Here is a 26,404-nt window from a genome sequence, read left to right as displayed (position 1 = left end):
TCTTATGGTGAGTAACCATTCGTTTGATCATGGGGCTGGAATGTCCGGAGCCTCTGCTTCATGGACGTCCTGGGATTTAATCATAGGTGGCTTGATCTTCGCGTTTCTCATTCTTCTGTATATGGTTGCTGCTAGAGTCTCCAATCGAAACTACCGAACATGGCCGGTCTATCGTTATCTGTGCTGGGTTGCGGGAATGCTTTGCGTTGGTTTGCCGCTGATCGGTCCGCTGGCGCGACTCGCCCCTGCGAACTTCACGATCCACATGCTCGGACATCTGCTGCTTGGTATGCTGGGGCCGCTGTTGATTGCATTCTCCGCTCCGATGACGCTGCTGCTCAGGTCTACCCCATTACTATTCGCTAGACGGATCGCTCGTTTGCTGAAGAGCAAGCCAGCTCAAATCGTTGCTCATCCAGCAGTAGCGGCCATGTTGAATATCGGTGGACTATGGGTCCTGTACACAACCGGCCTATTCATGGATATGCATCATAGTCTTTTGCTTCATATCGTGGTGCATTTTCATGTTTTTGCAGCCGGGTATATATTTACGGTATCTATGATTTACGTAGATGTGGCTCCGCACCGTCACAGCTTCCAGGCTCGTGCGATCATCCTGATCATCGCCATTGCCGGACATGGAATACTCTCCAAATACATATACGCCCATCCGCCAGACGGCGTCCCTTCGGAACAGGCCAAGCTCGGCGGAATGCTGATGTATTACGGCGGCGACGCGATTGAGCTCATTCTAGTGTTTTGGCTGTGTATGCAATGGTATAAGTCGGCGCGCCCGCGACCTGCTGCATCCATCCTCCAAGCCTTGGATTAATCACCGTTTACCGGATTGTGCTTGGTGTCACTCGTCTCCTCCGGCAGCATGTTAGATATGCTTGGTACATTGCGCGGCTTATATTCTATGAGTTCGGAAGAGTAGATGGCAACGGTCATTCTTCCTCCATTACCGAATGCCCGGATGAGGATAGGCTGATTATAGGCGTTCTCAAAAACAAAATCCGGACCTCCCCAGCTCACCGTAGCATCGCGCCCCGGCAGCACATAAGGGACGTTCCGGCTGTGAGAGTAACGCTTTACAATCTGCAAGCCTGCACGGTCAATGGCGTTATACAATGTAGAAGAAACCTGACAGATCCCTCCTCCTACTCCCTCTGATAACTCACCTCTGACGATAACGCCGGCACGTCTGTAACCTCTGTCCACTGTTCTCATGCCAACCACCTGATTAAAAGAGAAGGTTTCTCCGGGGAACACGACTGCACTGTCAATCGCCTGGGCAGCTAATGCTATATTATGGGAACGATTTTTGTTGTTGGAATTAAAATAGGTGACATAGTAACCTATCGGTTTAACCCGAATGGAGGCAAGAAGCTCGGTATCCACCTTCGGATATATCGGATACCTCGGCGCTTCGACGGTAGCGCCCCCAGTCCCGTACCAATACGAATAATATCGTTCCAGCAGTTTGCGTCGATCCAGTCTATGACCATTCTGCCCCGGAATGATTTGGCCGCTGCTGCCAATCCGGGCATTCCTGGCTTCCAGATAGGTTTTCCGATCAAGCGCATCCACCCATTGATTGTATTTATCCATATCCAGCAGCGGAAATACATCAAGTGCATGTTCGCTTCGGCTCACGCTGGCCATGACTTTGCCTTCTTGCGTTATCATTAAATTGTTGTTTTCCGGTTCATCCCCTTGCAGGAGCATAAACAATAGACCGAAGACTGACATCCATCTCAAGCTGGTTCACCTGCTTTATCTTGTGTTTTTCTCTACTTTCGGTTTACGTGTGATATGTCCGGTTTCGTTTACTCTCTGGTATTATGATTGCATTACAGGTAATTCATTCAGATTGTTTTATAAACCAAAGAAACCCGCACCATGTATGTGCGAGTTTCTTTATATGTTCTGTCTTTATTTTACAAGGAGACCGGCGTCTCTTTCCTATGACTAAAGGGCATAACAAGGAACAGGAACGAGCTTACAGCCAGTAATTCTGCAATCCCGATGACCGTTCCCATAGGTGCAGCAGTCGTTCCGTCTCCCAGGCCCACCAGTGGACTTGCGGCTGCGCCTAATAGCAAAGGCAGTAATCCAAGAAGCGCGGACGCACTGCCTGATGTATGGGCTGCTTGCTTCTGCATCGCCAGTGATGTTGTCGTTGCACTGACCATGCCGACGGCAGAAACAATCAGGAATAACATCGGGGCAATCAGCAGCAGTCCGCCGCCAAGCCAGGTGATCGCGAACAGCGAAGTCCCGCCAAAGGCCGCAATGATGAGACCCGTTGTCAACAATTTGGACTCCCCTGTGCGAGAGGCCAATCTACCCGTGATTTGAGAGAACAGCACAATGCCAACCCCATTAACGGCAAAGAACAGGCTGTACATTTGAGGGGATACGCCGAAGATATCCTGCAGCACGAATGGTGACCCTGAGATATACGCAAACATCGCGGCTGATACGAACGCTTGAGAGAGCGCATAACCGACAAATACGCGGTCCCGAATCAGCGTACCGAAGGTACGGAAGGTTTGTTTGATCCCTCCATTGGCCCTTTTCTCCCGATTGAGCGTTTCCGGAAGACCAAACCATACCGCGAGCAGCATAAGCAGTCCAATCAGGAACAGGACAACAAAAACCCCCCGCCAAGAGACAAAATCAAGGATAAACGCACCGAATACTGGAGCGATAATGGGTGCCAAACCATTGATCAGCATCAGCAATGTAAAAAACTTGGTCAGCTCCGAACCGGTGTATAAATCCCGGACGACAGCCCTGGATATGACAATACCGGCTGCTCCACTTGCTCCCTGTACAAATCGAAGCGCAACCAGAACCCATATACTTGGGGCAAACGCACACAGCAAAGAGGTAATCGAATAAATAATCAAGGATATGATGAGTGGTGCTCTTCTCCCCCGAATATCGCTGAGTGGGCCTGCTACAAGCTGTCCTAGTGCAAGACCAAGTAGAAATGCCGTCAGGCTTAATTGGGCCAACGATGCTGGCGATCCCAAACTCTCGGAGAGTTTAGGCAGTGCAGGTAAATACATATCAACGGAAAGTGGCCCGAAAGCCGAAAGAGATCCGAGAATCAAGGCAAACTGAAGCCTCTTCCTGCGGGATAGAACCATGGTTGAACCGGCTTCTTTCGTGGACATCGACATACGATCTGTTACTTCCTTTCTTGCAACACATTGATGCATGAGTATAAATTTTTGCAAAACCATGTTGGATTTGCTAAACAACTATCCTATCATAGGATATATTTCGGTCGATTGCCATCCAAATTTTCTAAGCCAGTGGAATCCGCAAGGTAAACGTCGTGCCGATCCCTAGCTCGCTGTGAACCGTTATTCTGCCGCCATGGTCCTCTACAATTTTTTGACACAGGGACAGCCCAAGGCCGGTCCCTTCTTCTTTGGTTGTATAGAACGGATCAAAAATCTTGACCAGATTTTCATCGGGAATGCCTTTTCCGGTATCCTCAACTTCCACAACAGCCATTCGTTCTTCCGCCCTGAGCGAAAGTCGGACAGTACCGGTGTGCTCCATCGCTTGAAAAGAATTACGGATCAGGTTGATAAGCACCTGAATGATCTTATCACGGTCCATGACAATCTGAATCGGCTCATCACGTAAGTCCAGCCTAAACAAATGACCGCGCGAAGCTGCTTCGGATTCACACAAGGAATAGACCCGGGTCAAACAATCCGTTAGGGATTCAACCCTCATATTGCTGGCATGCGGCTTGGAAAAGTGCAAAAATTCTGCCGTCAGCTCCCCTACCCGCGTGATTTCCCCCATAATGACCTCATACCACGGCTGAATGTTATAACCTTGATTTTTGGAGAGTTGGATGAAACCTTTAATAGAGGTAAGCGGATTCCGAATTTCATGGGCCATTCCGGCAGCCAATTCCCCAACCATCTTCATCTTTTCCGTTCGGATCATTTCCTCCTGGCCTCGCATCCAGGAATTTCGCCGCATTTGAAATATCCGGTCTTCTGCCGTGCTGATCATCTCTTGATAAGTTAAAGCTTCGTGCGGGTAACAAGTGATGCTATAGGTCACCTGTACGCCGATACTTTCAAAATTGAACAGGCTGCTGTCGATGTTGACATGCTCGGGGAGCAGCACAGCAAAGCGATCCCCTGCATATCGGGAGGCTGCCAGCATATCACTCAGGAACAGCATGCGCAGCGCACGAGAGAAGTTGATCAGAATCTCATTGGCTGTGGAGATGTCCTTCGCATTTAACGATTTAAAATTGTTGATGTCCAGCAGCACCAACTGGAAAGGCTTGTTCAACTCAACAAGATGCTGGACTTTATGCAAATATCCATCATAATTCAGAAGCCCCGTCAAGGGATCGTGATAGGTCAAATAATCGTTTTGCTTATATAACTTCTTCTTCTCCGATTCGAGAAAGTTAACAAAGTGAAATGAAACCACGATGACAAAGGAAGACAAACAATCAAATACAGCGACCAGTATGTTGTACTTTGTAATCGGCACATAAGTCAGACGAATGATGGAATATTGAAGGATCATAAGAAGGCACAGCGGCAACGATTCTATGAAACGCTCTTTTTTATGAATGAGGTTGATGATGAGTATGTAATACAACAAGATACACCAATTCAAATGGCTGACAAAATGAAACGCCCCGAGAAAGAGAAATTGAATATTGCGAAGCCATTCGAACTTTCGATCAAAAATAACGGATGCATACAGTAACGATGCCGTGAGCAGCATCATAGGGATTGACGTTTGATATCCAAGATAAACCGATGACACCATAATAAAAACCGATATCAATGGAACAAATAGGAGCTTAAGTACTATAAAAGACAAAGCGAATCACTCCTAAACCACTATTACTGGCGCAAAATGTAGAAATCACGGAGGCAAGTTTCACCAAATATGGTACACCATATGTATGCGTCTGAACAGCAGGAAAACACGACTTTCAAAAAAAGAAACCGTGATTCTCTTTCAGGAAATCGTGTTTATTCCTGCTAACAAGCTCGTTTTTTTGGCTAGATTTCCTCGTACCGAATCGATATGAACTGATGGGTTGTTGGATGAAACGCAACGGTTACATATACGCCGAATTCAAGAGCCCCCTCCTTAAGCCAAAGTTTAAACTTCTCCTCCGCAAGTTCACTAGAGATCGTGGTTCTTCCCATGTAGAGGTAGTCGACTACATCCATATTGTATTTACGCTTTGCTTCCGTGACGGCAAGAGTTCCCCACGTGGCGTAAGCAGGGTCTTTGCTGTTCACCGCATGGATCAAGGACTCTGCAATTTCTGTCAATTCCTGCTGCCTGATTTCTGAAGAAGCACCATTTGCAGCAGTTAAAAGGTATTGCCAGTTCCCCTTTTCGAATACGAACAGTTGCAGCGTATTAGTCGACCCCTTGTAAAACTTTGCGGTTGTATGATCTGTCAGCATCAATTCCTGAAATGATAGATGTTTCAACTGCTGTTTATTCTCTAGCGGATATAATTCGATTTTGTAGTCATTATCAAGTTTATATCGGTTAAGATAATGAATCTCCAAATGCTCGTCCAATCCCCCATCCATGTCATAACAGCGGCCATACTGATGCGTGAAAGCGACGGGCGGCAACTGCGGCGGTAAGTAGACGGCTGTACCGAAATGTTTCGCACACGCCCTCACTGCCTCCTCCACAAGCTCACCACCGGATTCAAAGATGCCCTGCTGAACATAAGAATCCTGAAGATTGTTAATGCCTTGATCATTACCAGGACTAATCCCAAGCGATATAACCCCGGCCATTAAGATACTGCCCAGCATAGTAAACCTCCTCTTTACACCTCTAGATAAAATCTCGCTTCGTCTCTCAAGCCTAAGCTTCCCGCTAACGGTCTTCCTAATTCGATATGGGATTCGTTGGATAGATCCAAGGCAAAGTACGCACACTATGACAGACTATGCAGGAATCCGAGGTGTAAAGACGTGGGAATGAAACAGAAGTTAAAATCCATCTTTCTGGTCAACCATGAGCAAGCCGATAAAGGTCCGGCTCAAGAAAATCAACAGGACCCTCATCCCCAGGAGGGAGCCACGCTGACACTGCAGCATATCATCGATCAATTTGATCATGCCGCCGATTTTGTCCATAAATCCTATCTTAATGAACGTCTGCATGTTCTGTATTTCAGTCATTTAGTCAATGAGGATCGGCTGGAGCGTGATCTGCTTCCCCCTGTGTTGACCGCTGAAGCGCCGCTTGCGTTGTTAACGGAGCAATCCCAATTTAAACCAGTAACGGATACCAAAAAATGTGTTGAAGGCATTCTTAGCGGCATGGCAGCTATCTTTTACGAGGAAAATGCATTCATGATCGATGTCATATTCCCGGTGTCCCGTACGGTTGCAGAATCCGAAACGGAATCCATCATTATCGGGCCGCACGAGGCGTTTACCGAACAGGCTTATACGAATCTGTCTTTAATTCGAAAGAGAGTTCAGAGTTCTCATCTCAAAGTCATTAAACTTTCCGTGGGAGAAGTCACGAAATCAGATGTGTATGTTCTGTACGTCAAGGACATCACGAATGAGAAGTACGTAAATGAAGTGATAAAGCGAATTAAGGATATTGAAATCGATGCTATACATGATACGAATATGCTAATTCAGTGCATTGATGATGCTCCTTATTCGATCTTCGCCCAATTTCTGACCACCGAGCGCCCGGATACGATTGCATCCAAGCTGGTTTCAGGTCGAGTCGTCGGGATTATGGACGGGAGTCCGACTGCCTTCAGCGCTCCGGTCAACTTTTTTGAGTTCTTCTCATCCTCCGATGATTATTACCAGAGATGGAGCATTGGTACAGCGACCTTGTTCCTGAGGTTTGCAGCGCTCATCATCACGGTGACATTGACGGCCCTTTACGTCTCGGTGACCTCTTTTCACTATGAAATGATTCCACAGAATCTACTCCTTACATTAACCGAGTCCAGAAGCAGAGTGCCTTTCCCCCCGATCTTTGAAGCGCTTCTGATGGAGACAACCATTGAACTTCTGAGGGAAGCCGGGGCAAGACTGCCCACCAAGATCGGCCAGACCATCGGTATCGTAGGCGGTATCGTCATAGGACAAGCTGCCGTGCAGGCAGGATTAACCAGTAACATTCTGATTATCGCCGTCGCTTCCTCAGCAATTGCCTCCTTTGTTATTCCCAATTATGTCATGAGCGCTTCTTTTCGCCTGCTCCGATTCGGACTCATTATTATGGCAGGATTTTGGGGCAATCTGGGTTTGGCCTTTGGACTGGCGTATATCGTCGTTCACCTTAGCGGTTTGACGAGTATTGGCAGCTCTTATTTGTCGCCAATTGCTCCTTTTGAGCCCTATGACTGGAAAGACGTATTTATGAGATTTCCTTTTTCCACCCTGGCCAAGCGGCCGACTCAAGTTAGAGCGAGAAACAAAGTGAAGTTAAAAATGAAGAGGTGAGGACAATTGAAAGAAAAACTATCCCAATTTCATACAGCGATCCTCATCTATATGATTCAAACGGGCGTCTACGTATTCAGCATCGCGCAGATCGAAGCCCAGTATTTCGGGACAAATGGCTGGCTTGTTGTGATCCCGATATCCATTCTGGTCTGTCTCAATATTTACCTAATGTATTGGGTGTATCGGCTGGGCAAAGGTCAATCGATCTTTGAAATACTGGAGAAAAGCATTCCCAAGTTCATCCTGGTCCCCTTCTATCTGGCTTTTAGCATGGTATGGGCACTAATCGGCTGTCTTGTTGCCAAGGAATATGTGCTGATCTTTCAGATGTTTGCCTTCCCGACAACCGACCCGATGGTGTTCAAGATTGCGATCGATGTTCTAGCCTTTATGCTGCTGACCAAAGGGCTCTATAACATCTCCAAGGCTTCGACCGTTTACTTCTGGTGCACCATTTGGATGAGTTTGCTGCTTATTTACTACTCTGGGGAATTCAGATTCGAGCGATTAACGCCTTATATTTTTCAAGACAGCTACAATATGACCGAAGGATTCTTTCATATCTATTTGGCATTTATGGGATATGAGCTGTGTTTACTATTCTTTCCCTACACCGATAAGAAGACGAAATTGTTCAGGGCCGTTATTTACGGTCATCTTATTCGTACAGTATCCTACGTTCTCTTGGGTTTTGTCTCGTTCGGAGTCATTGGCAGCGATATGCTGAAGGTTATGTTGTTTCCATTACTCGATTTATTGGCTTATATCAAGCTGCCGTTCATGGAGCGAATTGAGAATCTCTTCTACGGCTTCTTTCTGTTCACCACCATCATCACCCTCGTCCTTTACTTTTGGGCAGCCGGTGAGAGCACCCAACGAGTTTTCCCGAAGATCAAAATCAATGTTCACTATTTCTTTATCATTCTTTTTGCCTTGCTCATATCCTACATTCCAACCGTATTGAATACCATCCGAGAATGGATTTTGTATCTGGGTTATATCCAGATCGGATTCGCCTATATTGTACCGGTGATACTAATCATTCTGCTGCTATGGCAGCGGCGAAAAAAGGCAGCGTGATGTGATATGTTAAAAAAATGTACATGCTTGCTCCTCCTGCTGTGTATCATCCCTCTATCAGGTTGCGGAGATCAGCGGATTCTGGAAGATCTGGGTTTCATCCAGACCACCAGTTATGATTTGCTGCCGGATGGCAAGTTGGCCATCTCGGTCTCGATTCCCCAAGCGGATCCGGAAACCACCGCTAAACGGGAGGTATTGACGGCGACCGCCGAGAGCAGCAAAGAAGCGAAAATGATCATGTCCAGGAGAACGGGGATGCTGCTGGTAAGCGGACAAATCCGCAACGTATTGTTCGGCCTTTCGATGGCGAAAAATGGACTTCATGGACATCTGGACACCTTGTTCAGAGATCCCTCCATTTCATCACAGGTCAAAGTGAGTGTGGTTGAAGGACATGCAGGCGAGCTATTGATCGACGATTACAGGCAGCATCCGCGTACAGGGCGATATATCGACATGCTGCTTGAAAAAGAAGCACTGGGGCAGACAATTCCAAAGGTAACTTTATTCAGCTTTGCCAGGGATTTTTTCGATCAGGGTGTAGACCCCGTTGCTCCGATTATTAAGAAGCATGAGAATAATTACATTACAACGAATGGAATCGCATTATTTCGAGATGATCGTTATGTAACGAAGATCGAACCTCAGGATGCATTGATCTTCGCTTTTCTGAAAGGCAAATTCAGAGATGGCCAAATAAATATTGAACTAGCGGAGCCCGGTGACACGAAGGAAAACGTCATGTTCAGTTCATTGATCAGCTCACGTAAAGTGAAAGTCACCCGTGGAGCTCAGGGCGTTGACAAAGTGACGTATCATATTAAAGTGACCGGCACTGTTCTGGAATACATCGGCGATGCCAGGTTGAGCAATGATCGGGAACGGCATGAGCTGGAGAAGCGGATCAGTAAATATATTTCGAAAAAAGGCGATCGCATCATTACGCTCATGAAACAGCATCAGGTAGATAGCCTCGGAATAGGAACGGTTGTCCGTAACCGTGTTGGTTACGCGCAATGGAAAAAGATGAACTGGCGACAGGAGCTTCAGAAGCTGCCGGTGGAATGTTTGGTTGAAGTGCATATTAAAGATTATGGCAAGTTTCGATAAATTGTGAAGGGCCCGAACAGGGTCTTTTTTTTGTGCTTATAAGAAATCCTCTATCCCGCTTGGAGTAAATCTGATCGCGAAGTGAAGTTTATGTAATAATATCTTACATTAATATTGACTATTCATTTGGGTAGTGCTACATTTATCCAAAATAAACACCATTATGCATCATTATCTTTATACACACTACTCTGTGTGTAATGTATTCTAACAAATTCAATGTGAAGGAGTGGCCAGGATGCATCTCACTTACCAGGAAAGAGACAAATTATTGCTTTTCCTCGCGTCGGAATTAGCGCAGAAAAGGTTAGCCCGCGGGTTGAAATTGAACTACCCTGAAGCGGCCGCACTCATTTCAGGTTATGTTGTTGAAGGAGCTCGTGATGGTAAGTCTGTAGCCGAATTAATGGCAGAAGCGCGTCATGTGCTGTCAGCGGATCAAGTGATGGACGGCGTCGCCCACTTGCTTAGGGAAGTCCAGGTCGAAGCCACCTTTGTGGATGGTACCAAGCTGGTCAGCGTTCATGACCCGATTCAAGGCGCGTCAGACGCACCCGGCATTATTGCAGGCGAATACGACCTGCGAGATGAGCCGATTGAGCTGGTACCCGGCCGCCCTCGCATTACGCGTGAAGTCACCAACAGTGGAGACCGACCGATTCAGGTAGGGTCGCACTTCCATTTTTACGAATGCAATCCCGCCTTGTTATTCGAGCGGAACGGCACGCAGGGATACAGGCTAGATATTGCTTCCGGATTGTCGACCAGGTTCGAACCCGGGGAAACCTTGGAGGTCACACTTGTTCAAATTGGCGGCACCCAGGAGATTCACGGTTTTGCAGGGTTAACGAACGGGAAAATCAATGGGGTGGTGAGCTTATGACAACAATTGATCGTGCTACCTATGCCAGCATGTACGGGCCAACAATTGGGGATCGGGTTAGGCTGGCCGACACCTCCCTCTGGCTTGAGATCGAGAAGGATTATACCGTCTACGGGGATGAATGTGTGTTTGGCGGCGGTAAAGTGATACGTGACGGCATGGGGCAGCATCCCCTCGCGACCCGCGCGGAAGGCGCACTGGATCTGGTCATTACGAATGCCATCATTATCGATACTTGGGGAATTGTTAAAGCGGATATCGGGATCAAGGACGGGTTCATCTGCGGTATCGGAAAAGCGGGAAATCCACTCATGATGGATGGGGTCACCGAAGGTATGATTATCGGTGTGGGCACCGAAGTTATCTCCGCCGAGAACATGATCGTAACAGCTGGCGGTGTGGATTCGCATGTGCACTTCATTAGTCCACAGCAAGTCGAAATCGCGCTCCAAAGCGGTGTCACTACCTTTGTTGGGGGAGGCACCGGGCCTGCTACGGGAACTCTGGCAACCAATTGTACTTCCGGGGTATGGAATCTGCAGCGGATGCTGCAGGCGACGGATGCTCTTCCGATAAATATGGTTTTTCTGGGCCGCGGGAATAGCAGCCGTCCGGAAGCGCTGGCGGAACAAGTCCATGCAGGTGCGGCCGGACTCAAAATTCACGAAGACTGGGGCAGCACGCCCTATGTGATTGACAAATGTCTAAATGTTGCCGAAGAACTGGATGTGCAGGTTAACATCCATACTGATACACTGAATGAAGCGGGTTTTGTTGAAGACAGCTTGCGATCCTTTAACGGCCGGGCGATTCATACCTATCATACCGAGGGTGCGGGAGGCGGTCACGCCCCTGATCTGCTGCGGGTAGCATCCATGCCGAATGTCCTCCCTTCCTCGACCAGTCCGACCATGCCCTATACGGTAAATACGGTTGACGAACATCTGGATATGCTGATGATTTGCCATCATCTTGATCCGCGTATTCCGGAGGATGTTGCCTTTGCCGCATCAAGGATCCGAGCAGAGACCATTGGGGCTGAAGATATTCTCCATGACATTGGCGCAATCAGCATGACCAGCTCCGATTCACAAGCGATGGGCCGTGTTGGTGAAGTCGCTATCCGTACATGGCAAACGGCGGACAAAATGAAACAACAGCGCGGTTCGCTAGGATCTGATACGAAATCGGACAATTTCCGAATCAAGCGCTACATCGCCAAGTACACCATTAACCCTGCCATGACCCATGGCATATCCGATTACGTTGGCTCCATCGAAGTCGGGAAAATGGCCGACCTCGTACTCTGGAAACCCGCCTTCTTCGGAGCCAAGCCGGAGATCGTACTGAAGAGCGGCATGATTGTACACGCGGTCATGGGCGATCCGAACGCTTCCATCGCTACACCACAGCCTTATATGTATCGGCCGATGTTCGGCAGCTATGGCGGAGCGCAGGCTGCACTAAGCGCAACATTCGTTTCCCAGTCCTCCCTGCAGCTGGGTACGCTTGATCCATTAGGATTGCGCAAACAGCTACTGCCTGTTCGAAACTGCCGAACCGTAAGAAAGGCCGATCTGGTTCACAATGGTGAGACACCAGAAATTATGGTCGATCCGGTGACTTATGCGGTAACCGTTAACGGCGAGAGGCTGACAAGCGCCCCATCCTCCCACCTGCCTTTATCGCAGCGTTATTTCCTGGTTTAACGAATAAGCGAAATAAAATCCTATCAAATGAAGCGAATGTAGATATCTCTGGCAATGCCGAAACATAAAAACCATGAGCTGCTTGGTATGCAGCTCATGGTTTTTTTCTCCATCAGAAGTTTCTTAGCAGCGAATGCGAGCATGCCGTCTGAAGATCCCTCCAGCAGCGATTGATATCGGCGTCTTCCATCGCAGCGGATAAACCCAACAGCGGGAACATCTGCTGGCCGCAGGATAACGCGGTTTGGGCTGCTGCTATGCTGCGGGCGGTTACCTCTACTTCCGTTGCATTTGATATTTCACCATTACGCAGCAGCTCCTCCCATGAGCTTTCCACCGTTTTATAAAAATCCGAAACAGATAGCTCCAAAGCAGCCTTACGCTCCTCCAGCTTGCTGAACACATGAGAAGAGCTTCCTCGCTGTGTCGCAAGCGATTCCGCGGCCTCAAGGAAATGCTCGGCGATGCCCGCTGCGACGCCAGCAAAAGATACTTGGGCAAACGGCAGGAAGGGATATTGATAGATCGTTTCGTTCTCATACGCTTGGATTTCCGTAAGGGAGAACGTCATCTCCACCGGCACGAACGCCTCCACAGCAGATATCGTATGACTCGCCGTTGCCCGCAGTCCGAAGGCATTCCAATCCTCCAGAATCTCGATTTGATCAGGATTCAGAATAAAGGATCGAATATGAGACTCGTCCTGGTCCGCATTCGGTACATCAGCTGCATCTTTTACCGTGGAAGCCGGTTCAATAACTGCATTGGCTGTAAAGGTCGTAGCATAGGTAGAACCGCTGCAATACTTCCAGCTGCCGTTCACAATATATCCGCCATCTACCTGTCTTGCCGTACCTGTTGGCATCCCGCTGCCCGCAATCACCGCTTCGCGGTGCGCGAATACGCGGCGGCTCACCTCCCGGCTCATCAGCGCAGCGAAGAATCCTCCACCTGCACCAATCGTAACCAGCCATCCCAGGTTGCCGTCGATCCTGGCACTCTCCTGAAAAATGCGCGCAGCCTCCGGCAGCGATGTCATTCTTCCTTCAAGCTCATCGGGCACAAACAAGTGAAACAAACGATGATCATATATTGCTGCCAACACTTCGGGTGTTACTTGTCGACGCTTGTCCATCCCAAGCGCTTGTTCTCGTATGGTTTGAATCTGCTGTGCTGTAAATAACATAACTCCACCGCTTTCCACTTTCATTTCTCGGTCTGAATGATATAACAATTAAGGCCTTGTTCGAATGTGTTTCATCTATTCTATCGGAGCCGTTTCATCGATCTGGGTTAACACCTTCTCCAGGGAACCCATCAAGGATATACGTTGTTCTTGATGATGTTGATACGAACTCATAAAGTCCTCGATTTGAGATTGTATGCTGGTCGTAACAGTTTCCTGGTTGGAGGAAACAGATGCTCCCAGACCCTCTGCATCCAATTGGCGTAGTTCTTCCATGAATCCACTCTCTGCAATGTTAATTTCCATCATCTCATGCAGCAGCGACTTCAGCTTCACGATCTTAGCCAAGCGTTGTTCATGGCTCCAGTGTTCCTCGGAAGTCGATGCATCCACTAGTGATATGCTGTAATTTCGCATGGCATCCAGCTCGCCGGAGTAGGTTAATGCGCCTTCCTGAATCAGGTGACGAACCCGATATTCGATAAAAGAGTCGGAAACGGTTAATTCACCCATTCCGATCACCTCGCCAATAATACGGGCTGATTTCTTGAAGAACCCATGTCTGGCCTCAAGACGATAAGCGGCTTGCAGTATATCTGCATCATAGTAAGATTCAGGAACGGTGCACAGCCGCTCGCCTTGAAGGACGCGAAGGAACCCATCGTCGTTTACGAGACGCTGCCAATCCGCACGATAGCCAGCCTGATCCTGCGGCGATAATGGAACTTGCTCGGCTGTATCCAGCACGATTTGAAGTTTATCTGAAGTCATCTCAAACGTTCCCCGATACCAACTGTTTGGATCCTGCTGACGATGAACGCTTGTCGCATTTACCAATATGACATCTGGATGATCTGGTATCAAAGACAACAACCTGCGTAAGCCTAGCTGTTCCGAAGCGGAATCGCCAGCCCATATCAAGCACGGCATCTCGGTCAGCTGCTGGGGCCAGGTCAGCCAATCGAAGGCGGCTTGCAGCATTGTTAATTTTCTATCTTCCGCATGCGCAATGCTGTATCGTTCCTGAAACCACTTATTTCGGGTAGAGAACGAACGGGAGAAATCATGGTCTTTGGGAAGCGGCCCTACCATAAGGTTATCGCCCAATGTAACCACGATCTCTCCCGGTTTCGAGCGCAGCATCATCTTTAACGACCCTGCCGTTGAATCATCGAAGGCAATATGGACACGTGATACATTCCGGCGATGAATCGGGGATTCGTGCAGGTAGGCTTCATTCCCCAACGCCCACTCTTTATCGAATAACTGGAGAAAGAGCTCGAGACTTTGATGCTTGCCATCTGCCAGCAGCCTTGCCGATTCCGTATTCATTTTATCCTTCAGCTTCAGAAGCTTTTCATGGAAATGGTTAACGGCCGTGCTTTTGCCTTTTCGATATTCCTCTTGTGTCATATGCTCCCGAAGGGAAATGTATGGATCGTACATGCTTTGACCCTTCCATCCGGAATAAGCGAAAGTACGGGCAATCCCGATTGCACCAATCGCATCCAGACGATCTGCATCCTGTACAATTCGCCCTTCCAATGTACGCATGGCGCTCCCCGTTCCGCCTGAGAACGACATCGTACTAATAATCTCCAACACGTTCTCCTGGTCAGATGCTTCAACACCGGCTTGGTTCAACCATTGCTGAACCCGCTCGTAACCCGCTTCCTTTGATTCATTCAGCTTCTCATCAGCAACGTCATGCAGGTAGGCTGACAACTCACATATGTATGCATTCGCCCCTTCAAGATAAGCTAGGAGTCGGGCGATGCGGGTGACACGCTGAACATGCCACCAATCATGACCGCTGGAATCTTGTCCATGCACGGAACGTGCAAAATCTTGAGCTTGCTGAATGATATGACTATGAGTCGATTTCATCTGATTTATTTTCCCCCATCTAAAGGTTCCGGCTTTTGCCTCTAGGTTCTATTATTCCCGATTTACTAGAGCGTCGCAACTTAGAGAATGTTATAGGCTGTTGTATCCGCCTAGCGCTTGCGGGCATACGATAAACAGGATTGGGTTGACGAATTGGGTTTAACAACGGCCAAGACAAGATAGAAAGGAACTGAACGGTTATGCTGGTGTTTATTCTTCCAGGTTTATATCCCCATTTAAGCGAGAATACCGCAGCTTCGATAAAACGCGTTTGCCCCGATGCCCTTCCTGTGATAATTCCTAGCGAAGAAGTGACCGCATCGATCCTAAATGAGACACTTGCCCGGGAGATTAAGCCGTGGTTCATAACGCTCCATGCCGGAGATACTGTCCAGCCTCATGCCAAGGAAGAGATTGAACGTTGGCTAAGGTCCTGTAGCGAGTACTCTGCCGGCTATATCATGAATCCAGCTTCGAGTATAGATCAGTTGTCACCATCTAGGAACAGATACGTTTCACCTTTACGCATTCCCCGTGGTCCGCTGTTATGGCGCACGAAGACTGTCATGACAGGACAGACACCGGGTTTCAGAACTAGAGAGCAGTTGCCATTCCAGAGGTACGTATTGATCGATAAACAATTCGAGTTATCCACGCGGTATGAATGGACGGAAGTTGATTCCGATGGATTCTTGTACCTTCAACGCCAGACGCCCTCCTGGATGAAAGAAGCTGAGGAATGGCAGGCCTTATTCCCTCTTCTCGAAGCTGGTGCCCAAGCTCAATCACAGCCACCGGATATTGACTGCCCTCCTCTGGTGACTATTGCTTTGTGCACCTATAATGATGGCGCATATCTTCCTTGGGCTGTGCGGTCCGTTTTAGCGCAGACCCTCGGGGCATGGGAGCTTGTGATTCTCGATGACGGGTCAACCGATGCAGAGACCGCACATTATCTGATGAGACTGCCTCAGGATCCACGCATTAAGCTGATTCGGCAAGAAGAGAATAAAGGCAAATCACGAGCTCTGAACAGAATATTGAAAATAGCAAAAGCCCCCTGGTTATTGGAGCTGGATGCCGATGACTGGCTTGCTCCTGATGCGCTGGAGATCCTCCTGAGGGAGGCTGGCAGCCAACAGGATACGGCCGTCGTTTATGCTAATCATACGGAGTGGCTGGAACGCGCAAATAAACAGCTCGTGTATCAAGGAGTTAAAGCAGCGCCCTCTTCCTTGTCTCCTTATGTGCTGCTGCACGAGGCCCCAGCCGTAGCTCCGCGCATGTTCAATGTTCCCATACTTAAGCAGGTCGACGGCTGGGATCCTCATACTCTCTTTGAAGGGAGATTGTATGAGGATATCGGACAATTAATGAAGCTATCCGGTACACACAAGCTATGCCACGTGGCGGAGGCGCTATACCACCGAAGACTACGAATGACCAGCTTGACGCATCGACACCCCCATCATTACTTGAAATGGAGGAATTCCATGATTGACGAGACCGAAACACTGAAACATGGCCATCCTTCAGAGAGGCAGAATGCGCACGAATGAAATACTCTCATTAAGCACAGTGACCACTTGAGAGGTAGGGATATAATTCGAGCTTACCACTTCCACTGTAATTAATCCGTCTGCTGAGGATCGTAACTGACCTTGCAGAAATTGATTGACCTGAACAACCTCTACCGTTCTGCCCACGAAAGTAGCCAGAATTTCTGAAAAGTCCATACTATCTGCTTCCTCCCATCTTTTATCAAGCGATAGACAAGAAACTGCGGAGCGGGATTATGACGATACTACCGCTCGGCTCTGCAATCTGAACATAATCTTCTCCAATCGCGATCAGCGTTCCGAATATGGTACCTGCCGTTGTTTCCACTGTAACCCGGCTGTTCAACCTGCCTCTTAAAAAAGCAATGATGATGCTGCCTGGACCTACCCCTGGACCTACTCCTGGACCTATTCCTGGACCTGCCCCTGGACCTGCACCTGGACTTGCTCCACCTCGTAAACCGTTCACCTGCTCTTGAAGCGCATTTAGCCGTTCATTCAATCGAGCAATCTGCATTCGGATTCCTGCAATACTGCGGATGAGCTTTCGACGCAGAGATAAAAATTTACTCCATATCGAATACGAGGTCTTTTTACGCTTTTTCTTTTTTCGGACTGTGATTTCTTTGCATCCCTCATCAAGACTCCTGTTCCAGTATCTCCTCACAAGTGCCCCTCCCTTTGTTTGGTCATTGGTACCTTATGTGAATGCCGGGACAATGGCTACCTGGAAGGTCAAAGATAAGGAAATGGCCTAAATTCCTGGACACCGGAAGCCTGCAATCAGTGGTGCCCTTTCCAATCTTTCCCGGTATTTCCCCTTCATCTGGTGTTCTACCCATACAGATATTTGGAATGATACATAGTTTGTTAAATAGACCCTTGCACCAGAGAGGAGGCTAACCTTGAATAAAATCAAGCCTTACCGCCGACGTAAATCTTCAACCCATCGCTCGGCCTTGCGTCAATGGAAACAGCGCCAACTTGCTTTGAAATATATCCGAAGGAAGCGATCCGCTCCACCTCCAACTCCCGCGTACACATTACCAATGACATACCCGCGATCCATACAACTTATGGATCAGGCACCTATCCAGGCCGTGGACGTAAGCATGCCCGCTGGGGAGCAGCCCGAGCCTGGTACGATGCCGTTGTACGACATCATGCGGTTTCCCGTCATTGATTGGCAGTTCCGATGGCAGCGCCCCCAGCAGATGTCAGAGCAATTCGCTCAGCAGGGGCATCGAGTGTTCTACGTAAATCCCGAGATTGTAGGGTTAGGAAAAGAGGAAGCGTCAAGAGAAGAAATCAGCCGTCAGGTTAAGGTTAAAAATATTGATCGTAATATATGGCTGGTTACCTTGTGCGCCAATCAGCCTTTGAATTTGTACCGGGATCGAATGGAATACTGGGATATCCAGTATTTGAAGTGGTCGGTAGAGCATGTAAGGGATAAATTTGGATTATCCCAACTGGTCTCCATCGTGGATCTTCCATTCTGGACTCCACTCGTTACCGCTATGGATCAGCATCATATCGTCTACGACTGCATGGATCATCATGCAGGTTTCTCAACGAACGACAAGACAATGCTTCTGCTGGAAGAACAGCTGCTGCAAGAAGCGGGGCTCGTGGTAACAACCTCCCAGCATCTGCATGACTGGGCCTCCCAGTACAATCCTTCGGCTGTACTTATCCGCAATGCAGCAGATACTGCTCACTTCTCGAAGCCGCCTGATGAGGCGCTGCCAGAGCTTGAGTCTATTCATCAGCCGATAATTGGTTACTACGGGGCAATATCCGACTGGTTTGACATTCAGCTGATGGAGTCACTCGCCAGAAGTCGGCCGGATTGGACGTTTGTCCTCATTGGAAATACTTTCGGCTGTGACACCTCGGGGATCGAGGAACTGAGTAACGTATTATTGCTAGGTGAGAAGCCGTACCATGAACTCCCTGCTTATCTGCATCGCTTCCAGGTCGCTTTAATTCCGTTCAAGAAGAACGAGCTGACGCAAGCTACCAATCCAGTTAAGCTGTACGAATATTTGGCAGCAGGCAAGCCGGTCATCTCAACGGAACTTCCTGAAGTGAAAACCGTTGCAGATCACCTGGTCACGATTGCGGATACTCCCGCGCAATTTGAAGAGGCAATTGAAGCTGCCCTTCTACAGTCCGAGCATAGCGTCATTGAACAGCGCCAGCAGTTTGCCGAGCTCAACAACTGGGATCATCGATATGAAGTGCTTCATGGTGATATCGTGCAGTACCTGTTCCCCAAAGTCAGTGTAATCCTGGTTGTTCATAATAACTGGTCTTATACACAGCAATGCCTTCATCGACTCCTTCAACCGGGTCATTATCCGAACCTGGAGATAATCATCGTAGATAATGCCTCAAATGATCAGACATCCGCCTATCTCAGGAGTCAAAATCATCCGCTGATCAAAGTGATCACCTCGCCTACGAATCTCGGTTTTGCCGCTGGCAACACGCTGGGATGCGCGCAATCAAGCGGAGAATTTATCATTCTGCTCAATAATGATACGCTTGTTCCGGATGGAAGCTGGATCTCGCGCCTGCTGAGACCTTTTCAGAAAGACGAAATGTTAGCTATGACGGGTCCGATGTCTAATCACGTGGGGAACGATCAAGCGCTGGATCATTTTATAGGGGATGCTGTTCAAGGCGCTCACCCCCGCTGGCTTAGCGAATTCTACGAGCATTACCGGCGAAGATACCGTTATACCGATCTGCTTGGATTTTTCTGTGTAGCCATTAGGCGGAATGTATGGGAACGTGTAGGGGCACTGGATCCCGCTTATGGACTCGGGATGTTTGAAGACGATGATTATTGTGAACGTGTCCGGAACGCAGGGTACCGCCTGGCCATCGTGGAAGACGCCTTTGTTTATCATCACGGGAGCGTTACGATCAAGAAGCTTAAGAATCATGTCTATAACGAGTTATGGAATAAGAATAAAGCCTATTATGAACAAAAATGGAACAAACCGTGGAGGTCGCCAAAAGGACCGGATAGCATTTTTCATATGGTAGATCGTCCGGATGAAATCGCATCTAGAGTCAATCAAGCCGGAACAAAAGTGGTGCTGGTGCTCGGTCTTACCGTTTGGGAGACCAATTCCAGACGCTGGCAGCAGATTGTGAAGGGTTTGAGCGAGAACGAGAATCTGCTAGTAATTGTGTACACCCATGTATATCATGGCCATCTCATCGTAGGAACCCGAAAAATAGGCCCGCGGCTGTATCATACAAACCGGATTGATCTGTTCTCGGAGGTTCGATTTGATCAAGTCGTATATTGCGGCTCTACAGATGTCCACCCGCAGGTCCACTCCGATCATTATTGGGTGGATTCCCTAAGCTATCATGAACAGCAGCTCAATTCCTTGCTAACTCAAATATCCAATCTGCAGGTATTGGACCGGGTCGGGGTAACTCAAGCTGTCAGCCACTTATGCTCGTCTGTCCACGCTTCAACAATATGACAACGGAATAATAAAAGTAACCCCTTCAAGATGACTGATTCTACAATCAGGTCTTGGAGGGGTTATTTCTTGATTATTCGGTTAAGATCCTAAAGCATCCCGCCGATTTAGATAGTTCATGATAACCTCAGGATGCTTGCCCTCATAAGGCTGTGTGACGATATCATAGGCTTCAGGCTTGAATGTCCAATCCGGCTGTCCGAGATTCATCTGCACATTGACATCTCCTCGGCGGTTATCATTGTACTTGATTTTGTTGCCAAGTGCATAGTGGTAGTGATACACGTTCACATCGCATCGCCCGCGGGGGATACTCCATATACTCCGGCCATCCGCAGCTTCCAGCGTGCAGTGATGCTTCTCATCACGATAGCGTATTCCTTGCTTGGCCCTCCACATTCGGGTGATATCATTGGACCAGCGCTCATCGCCAGGGCTATTCATCCGAATCGTCCACGGATCCCCCCAGAAATTAACGAAGGGAAACTGATAGATATCCACGTCTTGACGGTTCACGAGCTCTGGCAAAACATCAGCGAATCGATCATCCATCAGCTCGTCGATATCCAGATTCATGATCCAGTCTCCTTGGGCCTGATCAATCAAAAAATTACGGACCACGGATTCGTTCCAATCCTCGGTGTATGGCATTCCGCTCTGCTGGACATGGAACAGTCGAATCGCATAGCGCTGCTGAAGGCGCTCGATCTCCTCAATGGTCCCGTCGGTGCTGCCACCGTCGGCAATGATAATCTCATCCGCGTAACGGATCGCACTTTCTATATACAATGGAACGAAGGTGATTTCATTTAATACCGGTACAATTACTGACAGCCTCATAAGCTATTCACCCCTCCTTATTGAGAAGATGCTTCCTGAATCAATAGCCGCATCTCTTCCTGATTGCCGCGCGCCTTTAGATAGCGCAGATACAGCGCATAATTGGAATCGTAATTGGGATTCCCGTCAGGTCCTACGAATGGATGCCAAAAATGAACCATTTCCCCTTCCAGGCGGATATGGCTGCCGACCAAAGTATCCAGCGCATAGGCAAAAGCCTCATCTTCCCCGCCCCAACCGACAAATCGTTCATCATATCCTCCTACCGTTTCATAGGCTTCGCGGCCAAGCACATTAAATCCGCCAACAAATGCGGTCGCCTGCTCCGCGGCTGTTTCAGTTTTAACGGTCAATGGCCATATGTTTTCTTGCTGCAGCAGCAAATGCGATATTTCTTTGGATAAACGAAGGATCCGGCTGAAGGGAATCACCCACTGCCCGCTGTTCACGTAAGTAATGGATTCCTTCAACAGATTCGGGTCGTAGACGATATCGCTATCCGCAATCACGATAATGTCTTTGGTAGACTGGTGATACGCACGATTGATCGCCCTGGATCTGCTGAAGAGCTCCCTTGCGTCCGCTATTTCGCCTACACATACCTCGACTTCCGGCATCATCCGTGCGTAGAAGCCCAATACCCACTCAAACGCTGTATCTCTGGGTCCGTTTCCATCCGATTGATACGGAATCAGCACGGATACTCGATCTAACACAGGCTCCCCTCCTTCACGGCTGCTTCTCCCATTGGAATAACACCCTTAACCAGCGCTCTATTACTTGTTCTATTGTCCAATATGACTCAATGTAGTGTCTGCACTGCTGTCCGATGTCAGCCAGCTTACGCTGCTCTCCCATCCATTGATCGATCATGTTGATAAAATTCTCCGGATTGTCACTGTCCAAGATCAAGCCGTGCGCATCCGGATGAGCCGCAGCTTTAATATTACCCACATTTGTTCCTAACACGGGTACCCCGCATGCGTAGGCCTCCAGTGCAGGAGCTGCGCTGCCCTCATTTGCCGAAGTGATGAGCAGCAGGTCCAGCTGATGATAAAATTTAGGCATCTCTTCATAGGAGTAAGCTCCGGCTGTTTCAATAAATCGAATCCGTTCATCTTGGCGGAAATGGTCACGGATATGCTTATATAATGTAGCGTAATTTTTGGATCGTTTCGCAGGATCTCCAGCCCAGCCTATGACAAACGGAGCACTACCCCTGTTCAATATCTTGCATGGTTGGAATAATCGATGGTCTACAAAATGCCCGATATATTCCACGTTAGCCTCCGGAGCCACCTGTCTAAGCGCTTGGGTCAGCTGTTGATTCATCGCACCGATTACGCCGATTCGGGGAATGACCAGCCTGAGAAACTCCGGGTCGGGGATCAGTTCGTCACCGATCCATTCGCGAAAGGTTTCGTAATTCTGACTGAAATAATAATAAGAGACCGCTGCCGAGGCGTCGATACGAATATGCTTGAAAATACAATAGGCTGCGATTCCCAAGCACATTGCACCGATTCGGTCATAGGCCTGATTCATATCCTCACTGCTGTGCCGTTCCAGATACCGATCCAATTCCCCGATGGACATCAGATCCAGGGATGGGTGAAACTGTTGAATGACCTTTGCATGTTTACCTAAAATCCACCACTCCACATCATAGATCAGCAGATGCCTTCCCATGGGTCGAACACTCCTTTATGCTCATAGTGAATTATATTCGTTCCAAGGCCGCCAAGTTTGTCACCGCGGCATAAATGATGAATTTGTCCATCATTCACGAAAAAAAGAGCCGCCCCATACAGACAAGTTCTGTATCGGCACGGCTCTTCATACGGATTATAGTTCATGGTGGATCGAGATCGACTTATACTCTTTTATCCACGATATGCTTGTTCTCCTTAAGCTCATTTACATCCTTTCGAAGCATTCTCATCTCTTGTATCATGGCATCCATTCTAATGATGATTTTGGATGAATTGATCGCGTAACGAATGACAATGATGGCAACGATGATACTTAACACGGTCATGAAAATCACAACAAACTCCATTTAATATGAAACCTCCATTAATTATTCTGAATGAATCCCTTGAGCAGACCTTGCATCATCGCAAAGACCAGCTCGGAGTCCTGAAGCTCATTCTCCTTAATCCGGTGCAGGCAATCCTTTACGCTCATTCTTACTACGTCGATGTTCTCGTATCCCTCGAGCTGCTGATCCGCTTGACTGATTACCTCATCCGTATAATAAACATGGGCAATCTCATTGCATCTCCAGGACGCCGGATAGAGCTTGCCCAGATAATGAAGTTTGCCGCAGGTGCAGCCCGTTTCCTCCAGCATCTCACGGCGTGCTGCCGATTCCAGATCCTCCTCCTCGCTTACGCCACCACCGGGTAACTGAATGACGTAGTCATCCACGGCGGCGCGATATTGACGGATCAACAGCAGTTGATCGCCATGCTTAGCCAGAACAACAACGGACACATGATTCTCTTTCGTATAATACACTTTACCTGACGCTTCCTCGTAAATCGAAATTCCGTTATGACGGATCAACAATAGGGTATTATCCATACAGGCAGAAGCTCCTTAACCATGTGATAGATTTAAACTTCGATTTCATCTTTGAGGATGGAGAATAAATAGGAATCATGGTAAGCCCCTTTAAACCATAGGTGCTGACGAAGAAGCCCTTCCTGCTTCATTCCGATATGGCGCATAACCGCAGCTGACCCGATGTTTCCCGGCCTGCAGGTGGCGTAAATCCGATGAACTCCCAGCTCCTGAAAACCAAAACGGCACATCACGCTAGCAGCTTCCGAAGCATAACCCTGTCGCCAATAGGCGGAATTCAAGCAGTACCCAAGCTCTGCGTTTGTCTTGGATCGGTGAAGACCTACACCGCCGATTAACTGGCCGTTATCTTTTAGCACGATCGCCAGTTCATAGCTGTCACGGGGGCTCTGCTCTTTCATTTGGTGGATTTCCTTTAAATATTCTAAAGTGTCCTCTTCCGTATTCGGTCCCCACATCGTATACTCGGTCACTAATGGGTCAGAGGCATAGGCATGAATACTAGCAAAATCCTCCTCCTCAAAATCCCGGATCACCAGTCTTGTCGACTCCATCTGCATATGTACTCACTCCTTTGAAATAACCTTCTTCACACCACGGCATTAATTCCTGATTATAACACACCCCATGTTTTGGAAGACAAAAAGAAGCCTGGGCATCTCATCGCCCAAGCTTCATGCAGCATCCCTTATTTCAGGATACACCGTCCAGTTTCTCTTCACTGCCATGTGTATTAAATTTATGAAGATAACGGGAAAGCACGCCATGTCTCGGAGAGAACAGGAAGCTGAGAATAAATACAATTCCGGTAGCAAATGCCATAGAGCCTGAGATGGAGGTGTCCAGCCATAACGCGACATAGTAACCCATGAATGCAGAAATGACGCCGAAGGCTCCGCTTAACACCAGCACGATGGAGAGTTTATCCGTCCATAGATAGGCTGCTGCGGCAGGTGTTATAAGCATAGCCACCACCATGATCGCTCCCACGGCATCAAACGATGCAACCGTCGTGATGGAGACCAGCGACATAAATACATAGTGCATGAGCACGACAGGAATGCCGATACTGGCCGCCAATGCCGGATCAAAGGACGTAATCTTCCATTCCTTATAGAACGCCAGGATGACGATCAGTACAGCGAGGAGTACGGCTGCCAGCATAAAGGTAGCTTTGGGTACCTCCCCTAATAGAGGAACGTACATCACATCCCAAGGCACAAACGTAATCTCACCCATGAGGGCATGCTTGGTATCCAGATGGGCATTGCCAACCTGGGTTGCAATCAGGATGACGCCAATCGCAAACAAGGTTGTAAATACAACACCGATGGAAGCATCCTGCTGAACGCCCCGGGAATGAAACCATTGAACGAGAACCGCTGTCAGCAATCCGGCAATAATCGCACCGATCAGCATATGAGGTCCGCTTAATTCTCTTGTGACGATAAAAGCCGTTACGATCCCAAGCAGCACAGTATGACTGATAGCATCGGCCATCATCGCCATTCTGCGCAGTATCAGGAACACGCCAACGATACCGCAAGATAATCCGACGAGAGAAGCCGTTAGCAATATCCATCCTGTATAGGTCATTGATTGCTCCCCCTTTCGGACAACCGCGGACTTAGAACCGATGGGTTATTGGAGTCCATATGTTCTTTTTTCTGAGAGCGGAGCTGCAGCGCCTGGATTAGCAGTCCTTTCTCGGCACCGAAGACCAGAGAAACCGTGAACAATACGGAAGAGGCGACAACGATAAACGGTCCTGTAGGCCATCCTTTTCCGATCGTGCTGACCAAGGTGCCGACAAACCCGGAGCCGCCACCAAATATTGCCGACAAAATGACCATCATTCTGAAGGATTGAGTCCAATATCTTGCGCTTACGGCAGGTATGATCAGCATGGCCGCCATCAAAATGACGCCAACGGCCTGAATACCAATGACAATGACAAGAACAAGCACCCCCATATAGAGGGAATTCATCAGACGGCTATTCATCCCTAATCCCCGGGCAAAATCGGGATCAAACAGGAATAGCTTCCATTCCTTAAAGCCAATCGAGACAACCAGAATAACTAAAGCAGCCAGAATGAGCATCGTAAAAACATCCTTGCGAACCATGGATGCAGCCTGACCGAAAATAAAGTTATCCAGTCCGCTCTGATTCCCGCCCGCTGTTCGGTTCACAATGGTAAGCAGCATAATGCCCAGTCCGAAAAATACGGATAGAATCATGCCCATGGCCGTATCTTCCTTAATGCGGCTGGAAGTACGGATCCACTGGATCATCCAGGCTCCGATTAAGGCGCTGACAGCAGCTCCGAGTATCATCACCAGCAGATTCTTGCTTCCGGTCAATGCAAATGCAACCACGACACCCGGAAGAGCCGCATGAGACAATGCGTCACTCATCAAACTTTGCCGCTTCCAATAGGCGAGACAGCCGATCATGCCGGCTGCCATGCCCAGAATTAATGTGCTCAATAGCACCCATTGCGTGTTCGGAGATAATAATGAATTCAGCATG

Annotated in this window: 25 protein-coding genes; 8 read left to right on the top strand and 17 right to left on the bottom strand. The window is 48.4% G+C overall.

Annotated features, from left to right (window positions below):
* The first annotated feature begins 7 nt into the window (after nucleotides 1-7).
* Entirely contained in the window at nucleotides 8-832 is an 825-nt protein-coding gene (locus MKX98_RS15530; protein ID WP_339224457.1) for a cytochrome c oxidase assembly protein, read from the top strand.
* On the opposite strand, the gene MKX98_RS15525 is transcribed toward MKX98_RS15530, so the two are convergent.
* The 4 genes from MKX98_RS15525 to MKX98_RS15510 form a co-directional block, all read right to left on the bottom strand.
* Nucleotides 829-1,761 (bottom strand): VanW family protein, encoded by a 933-nt coding sequence (locus tag MKX98_RS15525; RefSeq protein ID WP_194542562.1) that lies wholly within the window; start codon nucleotides 1,759-1,761, stop codon nucleotides 829-831. The two genes, MKX98_RS15530 and MKX98_RS15525, sit on opposite strands and share 4 nt — an antisense overlap.
* A 179-nt stretch (nucleotides 1,762-1,940) precedes the next feature.
* Nucleotides 1,941-3,191: a multidrug effflux MFS transporter gene (locus MKX98_RS15520; protein ID WP_339223980.1), complete on the bottom strand. Its 1,251-nt coding sequence runs from the start codon at nucleotides 3,189-3,191 to the stop codon at nucleotides 1,941-1,943.
* A gap of 127 nt (nucleotides 3,192-3,318) precedes the next feature.
* Nucleotides 3,319-4,881, bottom strand: a complete 1,563-nt coding sequence (locus MKX98_RS15515; protein ID WP_339223978.1) for an ATP-binding protein — start codon at nucleotides 4,879-4,881, stop codon at nucleotides 3,319-3,321.
* Between the two features lie 185 nt (nucleotides 4,882-5,066).
* Entirely contained in the window at nucleotides 5,067-5,849 is a 783-nt protein-coding gene (locus MKX98_RS15510; RefSeq protein ID WP_339223977.1) for a YqzG/YhdC family protein, read from the bottom strand.
* 168 nt (nucleotides 5,850-6,017) lie between these two features.
* On the opposite strand from MKX98_RS15510, the gene MKX98_RS15505 reads away from it, so the two are divergent.
* From MKX98_RS15505 to ureC, 5 genes are all read left to right on the top strand, one after another.
* Nucleotides 6,018-7,517 (top strand): spore germination protein, encoded by a 1,500-nt coding sequence (locus tag MKX98_RS15505; RefSeq protein ID WP_339223976.1) that lies wholly within the window; start codon nucleotides 6,018-6,020, stop codon nucleotides 7,515-7,517.
* 6 nt (nucleotides 7,518-7,523) lie between these two features.
* The gene (locus MKX98_RS15500; protein WP_194542557.1) at nucleotides 7,524-8,600 is read left to right on the top strand and encodes a GerAB/ArcD/ProY family transporter; all 1,077 of its coding nucleotides are present in this window, start codon (nucleotides 7,524-7,526) and stop codon (nucleotides 8,598-8,600) included.
* 6 nt (nucleotides 8,601-8,606) lie between these two features.
* A complete protein-coding gene (locus tag MKX98_RS15495) occupies nucleotides 8,607-9,713 on the top strand; it encodes a Ger(x)C family spore germination protein (protein ID WP_194542556.1) in 1,107 nt (368 codons plus the stop codon).
* A 238-nt stretch (nucleotides 9,714-9,951) separates the two neighbouring features.
* Entirely contained in the window at nucleotides 9,952-10,596 is a 645-nt protein-coding gene (ureA, locus tag MKX98_RS15490) for an urease subunit gamma (protein WP_339223973.1), read from the top strand.
* Nucleotides 10,593-12,305 (top strand): urease subunit alpha, encoded by a 1,713-nt coding sequence (ureC, locus tag MKX98_RS15485; RefSeq protein ID WP_194542554.1) that lies wholly within the window; start codon nucleotides 10,593-10,595, stop codon nucleotides 12,303-12,305. Before ureA ends, ureC begins: the two co-directional genes overlap by 4 nt.
* A gap of 112 nt (nucleotides 12,306-12,417) precedes the next feature.
* Here the strand turns inward: ureC and MKX98_RS15480 are convergent, their stop codons facing one another.
* Complete coding sequence (locus MKX98_RS15480; RefSeq protein ID WP_339223970.1) at nucleotides 12,418-13,491, bottom strand: acyl-CoA dehydrogenase; 1,074 nt, start codon at nucleotides 13,489-13,491, stop codon at nucleotides 12,418-12,420.
* 75 nt (nucleotides 13,492-13,566) lie between these two features.
* Nucleotides 13,567-15,378: a DUF3658 domain-containing protein gene (locus MKX98_RS15475; protein ID WP_339223968.1), complete on the bottom strand. Its 1,812-nt coding sequence runs from the start codon at nucleotides 15,376-15,378 to the stop codon at nucleotides 13,567-13,569.
* A 626-nt stretch (nucleotides 15,379-16,004) separates the two neighbouring features.
* Here MKX98_RS15475 and MKX98_RS15470 point away from each other — a divergent pair.
* Nucleotides 16,005-16,937: a glycosyltransferase family 2 protein gene (locus MKX98_RS15470; protein WP_339223966.1), complete on the top strand. Its 933-nt coding sequence runs from the start codon at nucleotides 16,005-16,007 to the stop codon at nucleotides 16,935-16,937.
* Here the strand turns inward: MKX98_RS15470 and MKX98_RS15465 are convergent.
* The 3 genes from MKX98_RS15465 to MKX98_RS15455 all read right to left on the bottom strand — a co-directional run bounded on the left by MKX98_RS15465 (nucleotide 16,911) and on the right by MKX98_RS15455 (nucleotide 17,993).
* Nucleotides 16,911-17,114: a hypothetical protein gene (locus MKX98_RS15465; protein WP_071220647.1), complete on the bottom strand. Its 204-nt coding sequence runs from the start codon at nucleotides 17,112-17,114 to the stop codon at nucleotides 16,911-16,913. The genes MKX98_RS15470 and MKX98_RS15465 overlap by 27 nt on opposite strands.
* A gap of 25 nt (nucleotides 17,115-17,139) precedes the next feature.
* Complete coding sequence (locus MKX98_RS15460; protein ID WP_339223964.1) at nucleotides 17,140-17,439, bottom strand: hypothetical protein; 300 nt, start codon at nucleotides 17,437-17,439, stop codon at nucleotides 17,140-17,142.
* Between the two features lie 413 nt (nucleotides 17,440-17,852).
* Nucleotides 17,853-17,993, bottom strand: coding sequence for a hypothetical protein (locus tag MKX98_RS15455; protein ID WP_259445292.1), 141 nt, complete (start codon nucleotides 17,991-17,993; stop codon nucleotides 17,853-17,855).
* 20 nt (nucleotides 17,994-18,013) lie between these two features.
* Between MKX98_RS15455 and MKX98_RS15450 the strand changes: the two genes are divergently transcribed.
* On the top strand, nucleotides 18,014-20,446 hold the full coding sequence (locus MKX98_RS15450; protein WP_339223961.1) for a glycosyltransferase: 2,433 nt from the start codon (nucleotides 18,014-18,016) through the stop codon (nucleotides 20,444-20,446).
* An 81-nt stretch (nucleotides 20,447-20,527) separates the two neighbouring features.
* Here MKX98_RS15450 and MKX98_RS15445 read toward each other — a convergent pair whose 3' ends face one another.
* The 8 genes from MKX98_RS15445 to MKX98_RS15410 all read right to left on the bottom strand — a co-directional run bounded on the left by MKX98_RS15445 (nucleotide 20,528) and on the right by MKX98_RS15410 (nucleotide 26,403).
* Entirely contained in the window at nucleotides 20,528-21,286 is a 759-nt protein-coding gene (locus MKX98_RS15445; RefSeq protein ID WP_339223960.1) for a glycosyltransferase, read from the bottom strand.
* A 17-nt stretch (nucleotides 21,287-21,303) separates the two neighbouring features.
* Nucleotides 21,304-22,002 (bottom strand): galactosyltransferase-related protein, encoded by a 699-nt coding sequence (locus MKX98_RS15440; protein ID WP_339223957.1) that lies wholly within the window; start codon nucleotides 22,000-22,002, stop codon nucleotides 21,304-21,306.
* A 13-nt stretch (nucleotides 22,003-22,015) separates the two neighbouring features.
* Complete coding sequence (locus MKX98_RS15435) at nucleotides 22,016-22,975, bottom strand: glycosyltransferase family 4 protein (RefSeq protein WP_220685359.1); 960 nt, start codon at nucleotides 22,973-22,975, stop codon at nucleotides 22,016-22,018.
* Nucleotides 22,976-23,159: 184 nt separating this feature from the next.
* Complete coding sequence (locus MKX98_RS15430; protein WP_194542547.1) at nucleotides 23,160-23,345, bottom strand: hypothetical protein; 186 nt, start codon at nucleotides 23,343-23,345, stop codon at nucleotides 23,160-23,162.
* A gap of 17 nt (nucleotides 23,346-23,362) precedes the next feature.
* Nucleotides 23,363-23,872 carry an NUDIX hydrolase gene (locus tag MKX98_RS15425; protein WP_194542546.1) on the bottom strand — a complete coding sequence of 170 codons (510 nt, stop codon included), beginning with the start codon at nucleotides 23,870-23,872 and terminating at the stop codon, nucleotides 23,363-23,365.
* 32 nt (nucleotides 23,873-23,904) lie between these two features.
* The gene (locus MKX98_RS15420; protein WP_339223954.1) at nucleotides 23,905-24,432 is read right to left on the bottom strand and encodes a GNAT family protein; all 528 of its coding nucleotides are present in this window, start codon (nucleotides 24,430-24,432) and stop codon (nucleotides 23,905-23,907) included.
* A gap of 133 nt (nucleotides 24,433-24,565) precedes the next feature.
* Entirely contained in the window at nucleotides 24,566-25,468 is a 903-nt protein-coding gene (locus MKX98_RS15415; RefSeq protein WP_339223953.1) for a metal ABC transporter permease, read from the bottom strand.
* The gene (locus MKX98_RS15410) at nucleotides 25,465-26,403 is read right to left on the bottom strand and encodes a metal ABC transporter permease (protein ID WP_071220638.1); all 939 of its coding nucleotides are present in this window, start codon (nucleotides 26,401-26,403) and stop codon (nucleotides 25,465-25,467) included. The genes MKX98_RS15415 and MKX98_RS15410 overlap by 4 nt, the downstream gene beginning before the upstream one ends.
* Between the last annotated feature and the right edge of the window lies 1 nt (nucleotide 26,404).

Source organism: Paenibacillus sp. FSL W7-1332, from assembly GCF_037969785.1.
Classification (GTDB): Bacteria; Bacillota; Bacilli; order Paenibacillales; family Paenibacillaceae; genus Paenibacillus_AQ.
This window is presented reverse-complemented; position numbering and strand designations above follow the sequence as displayed.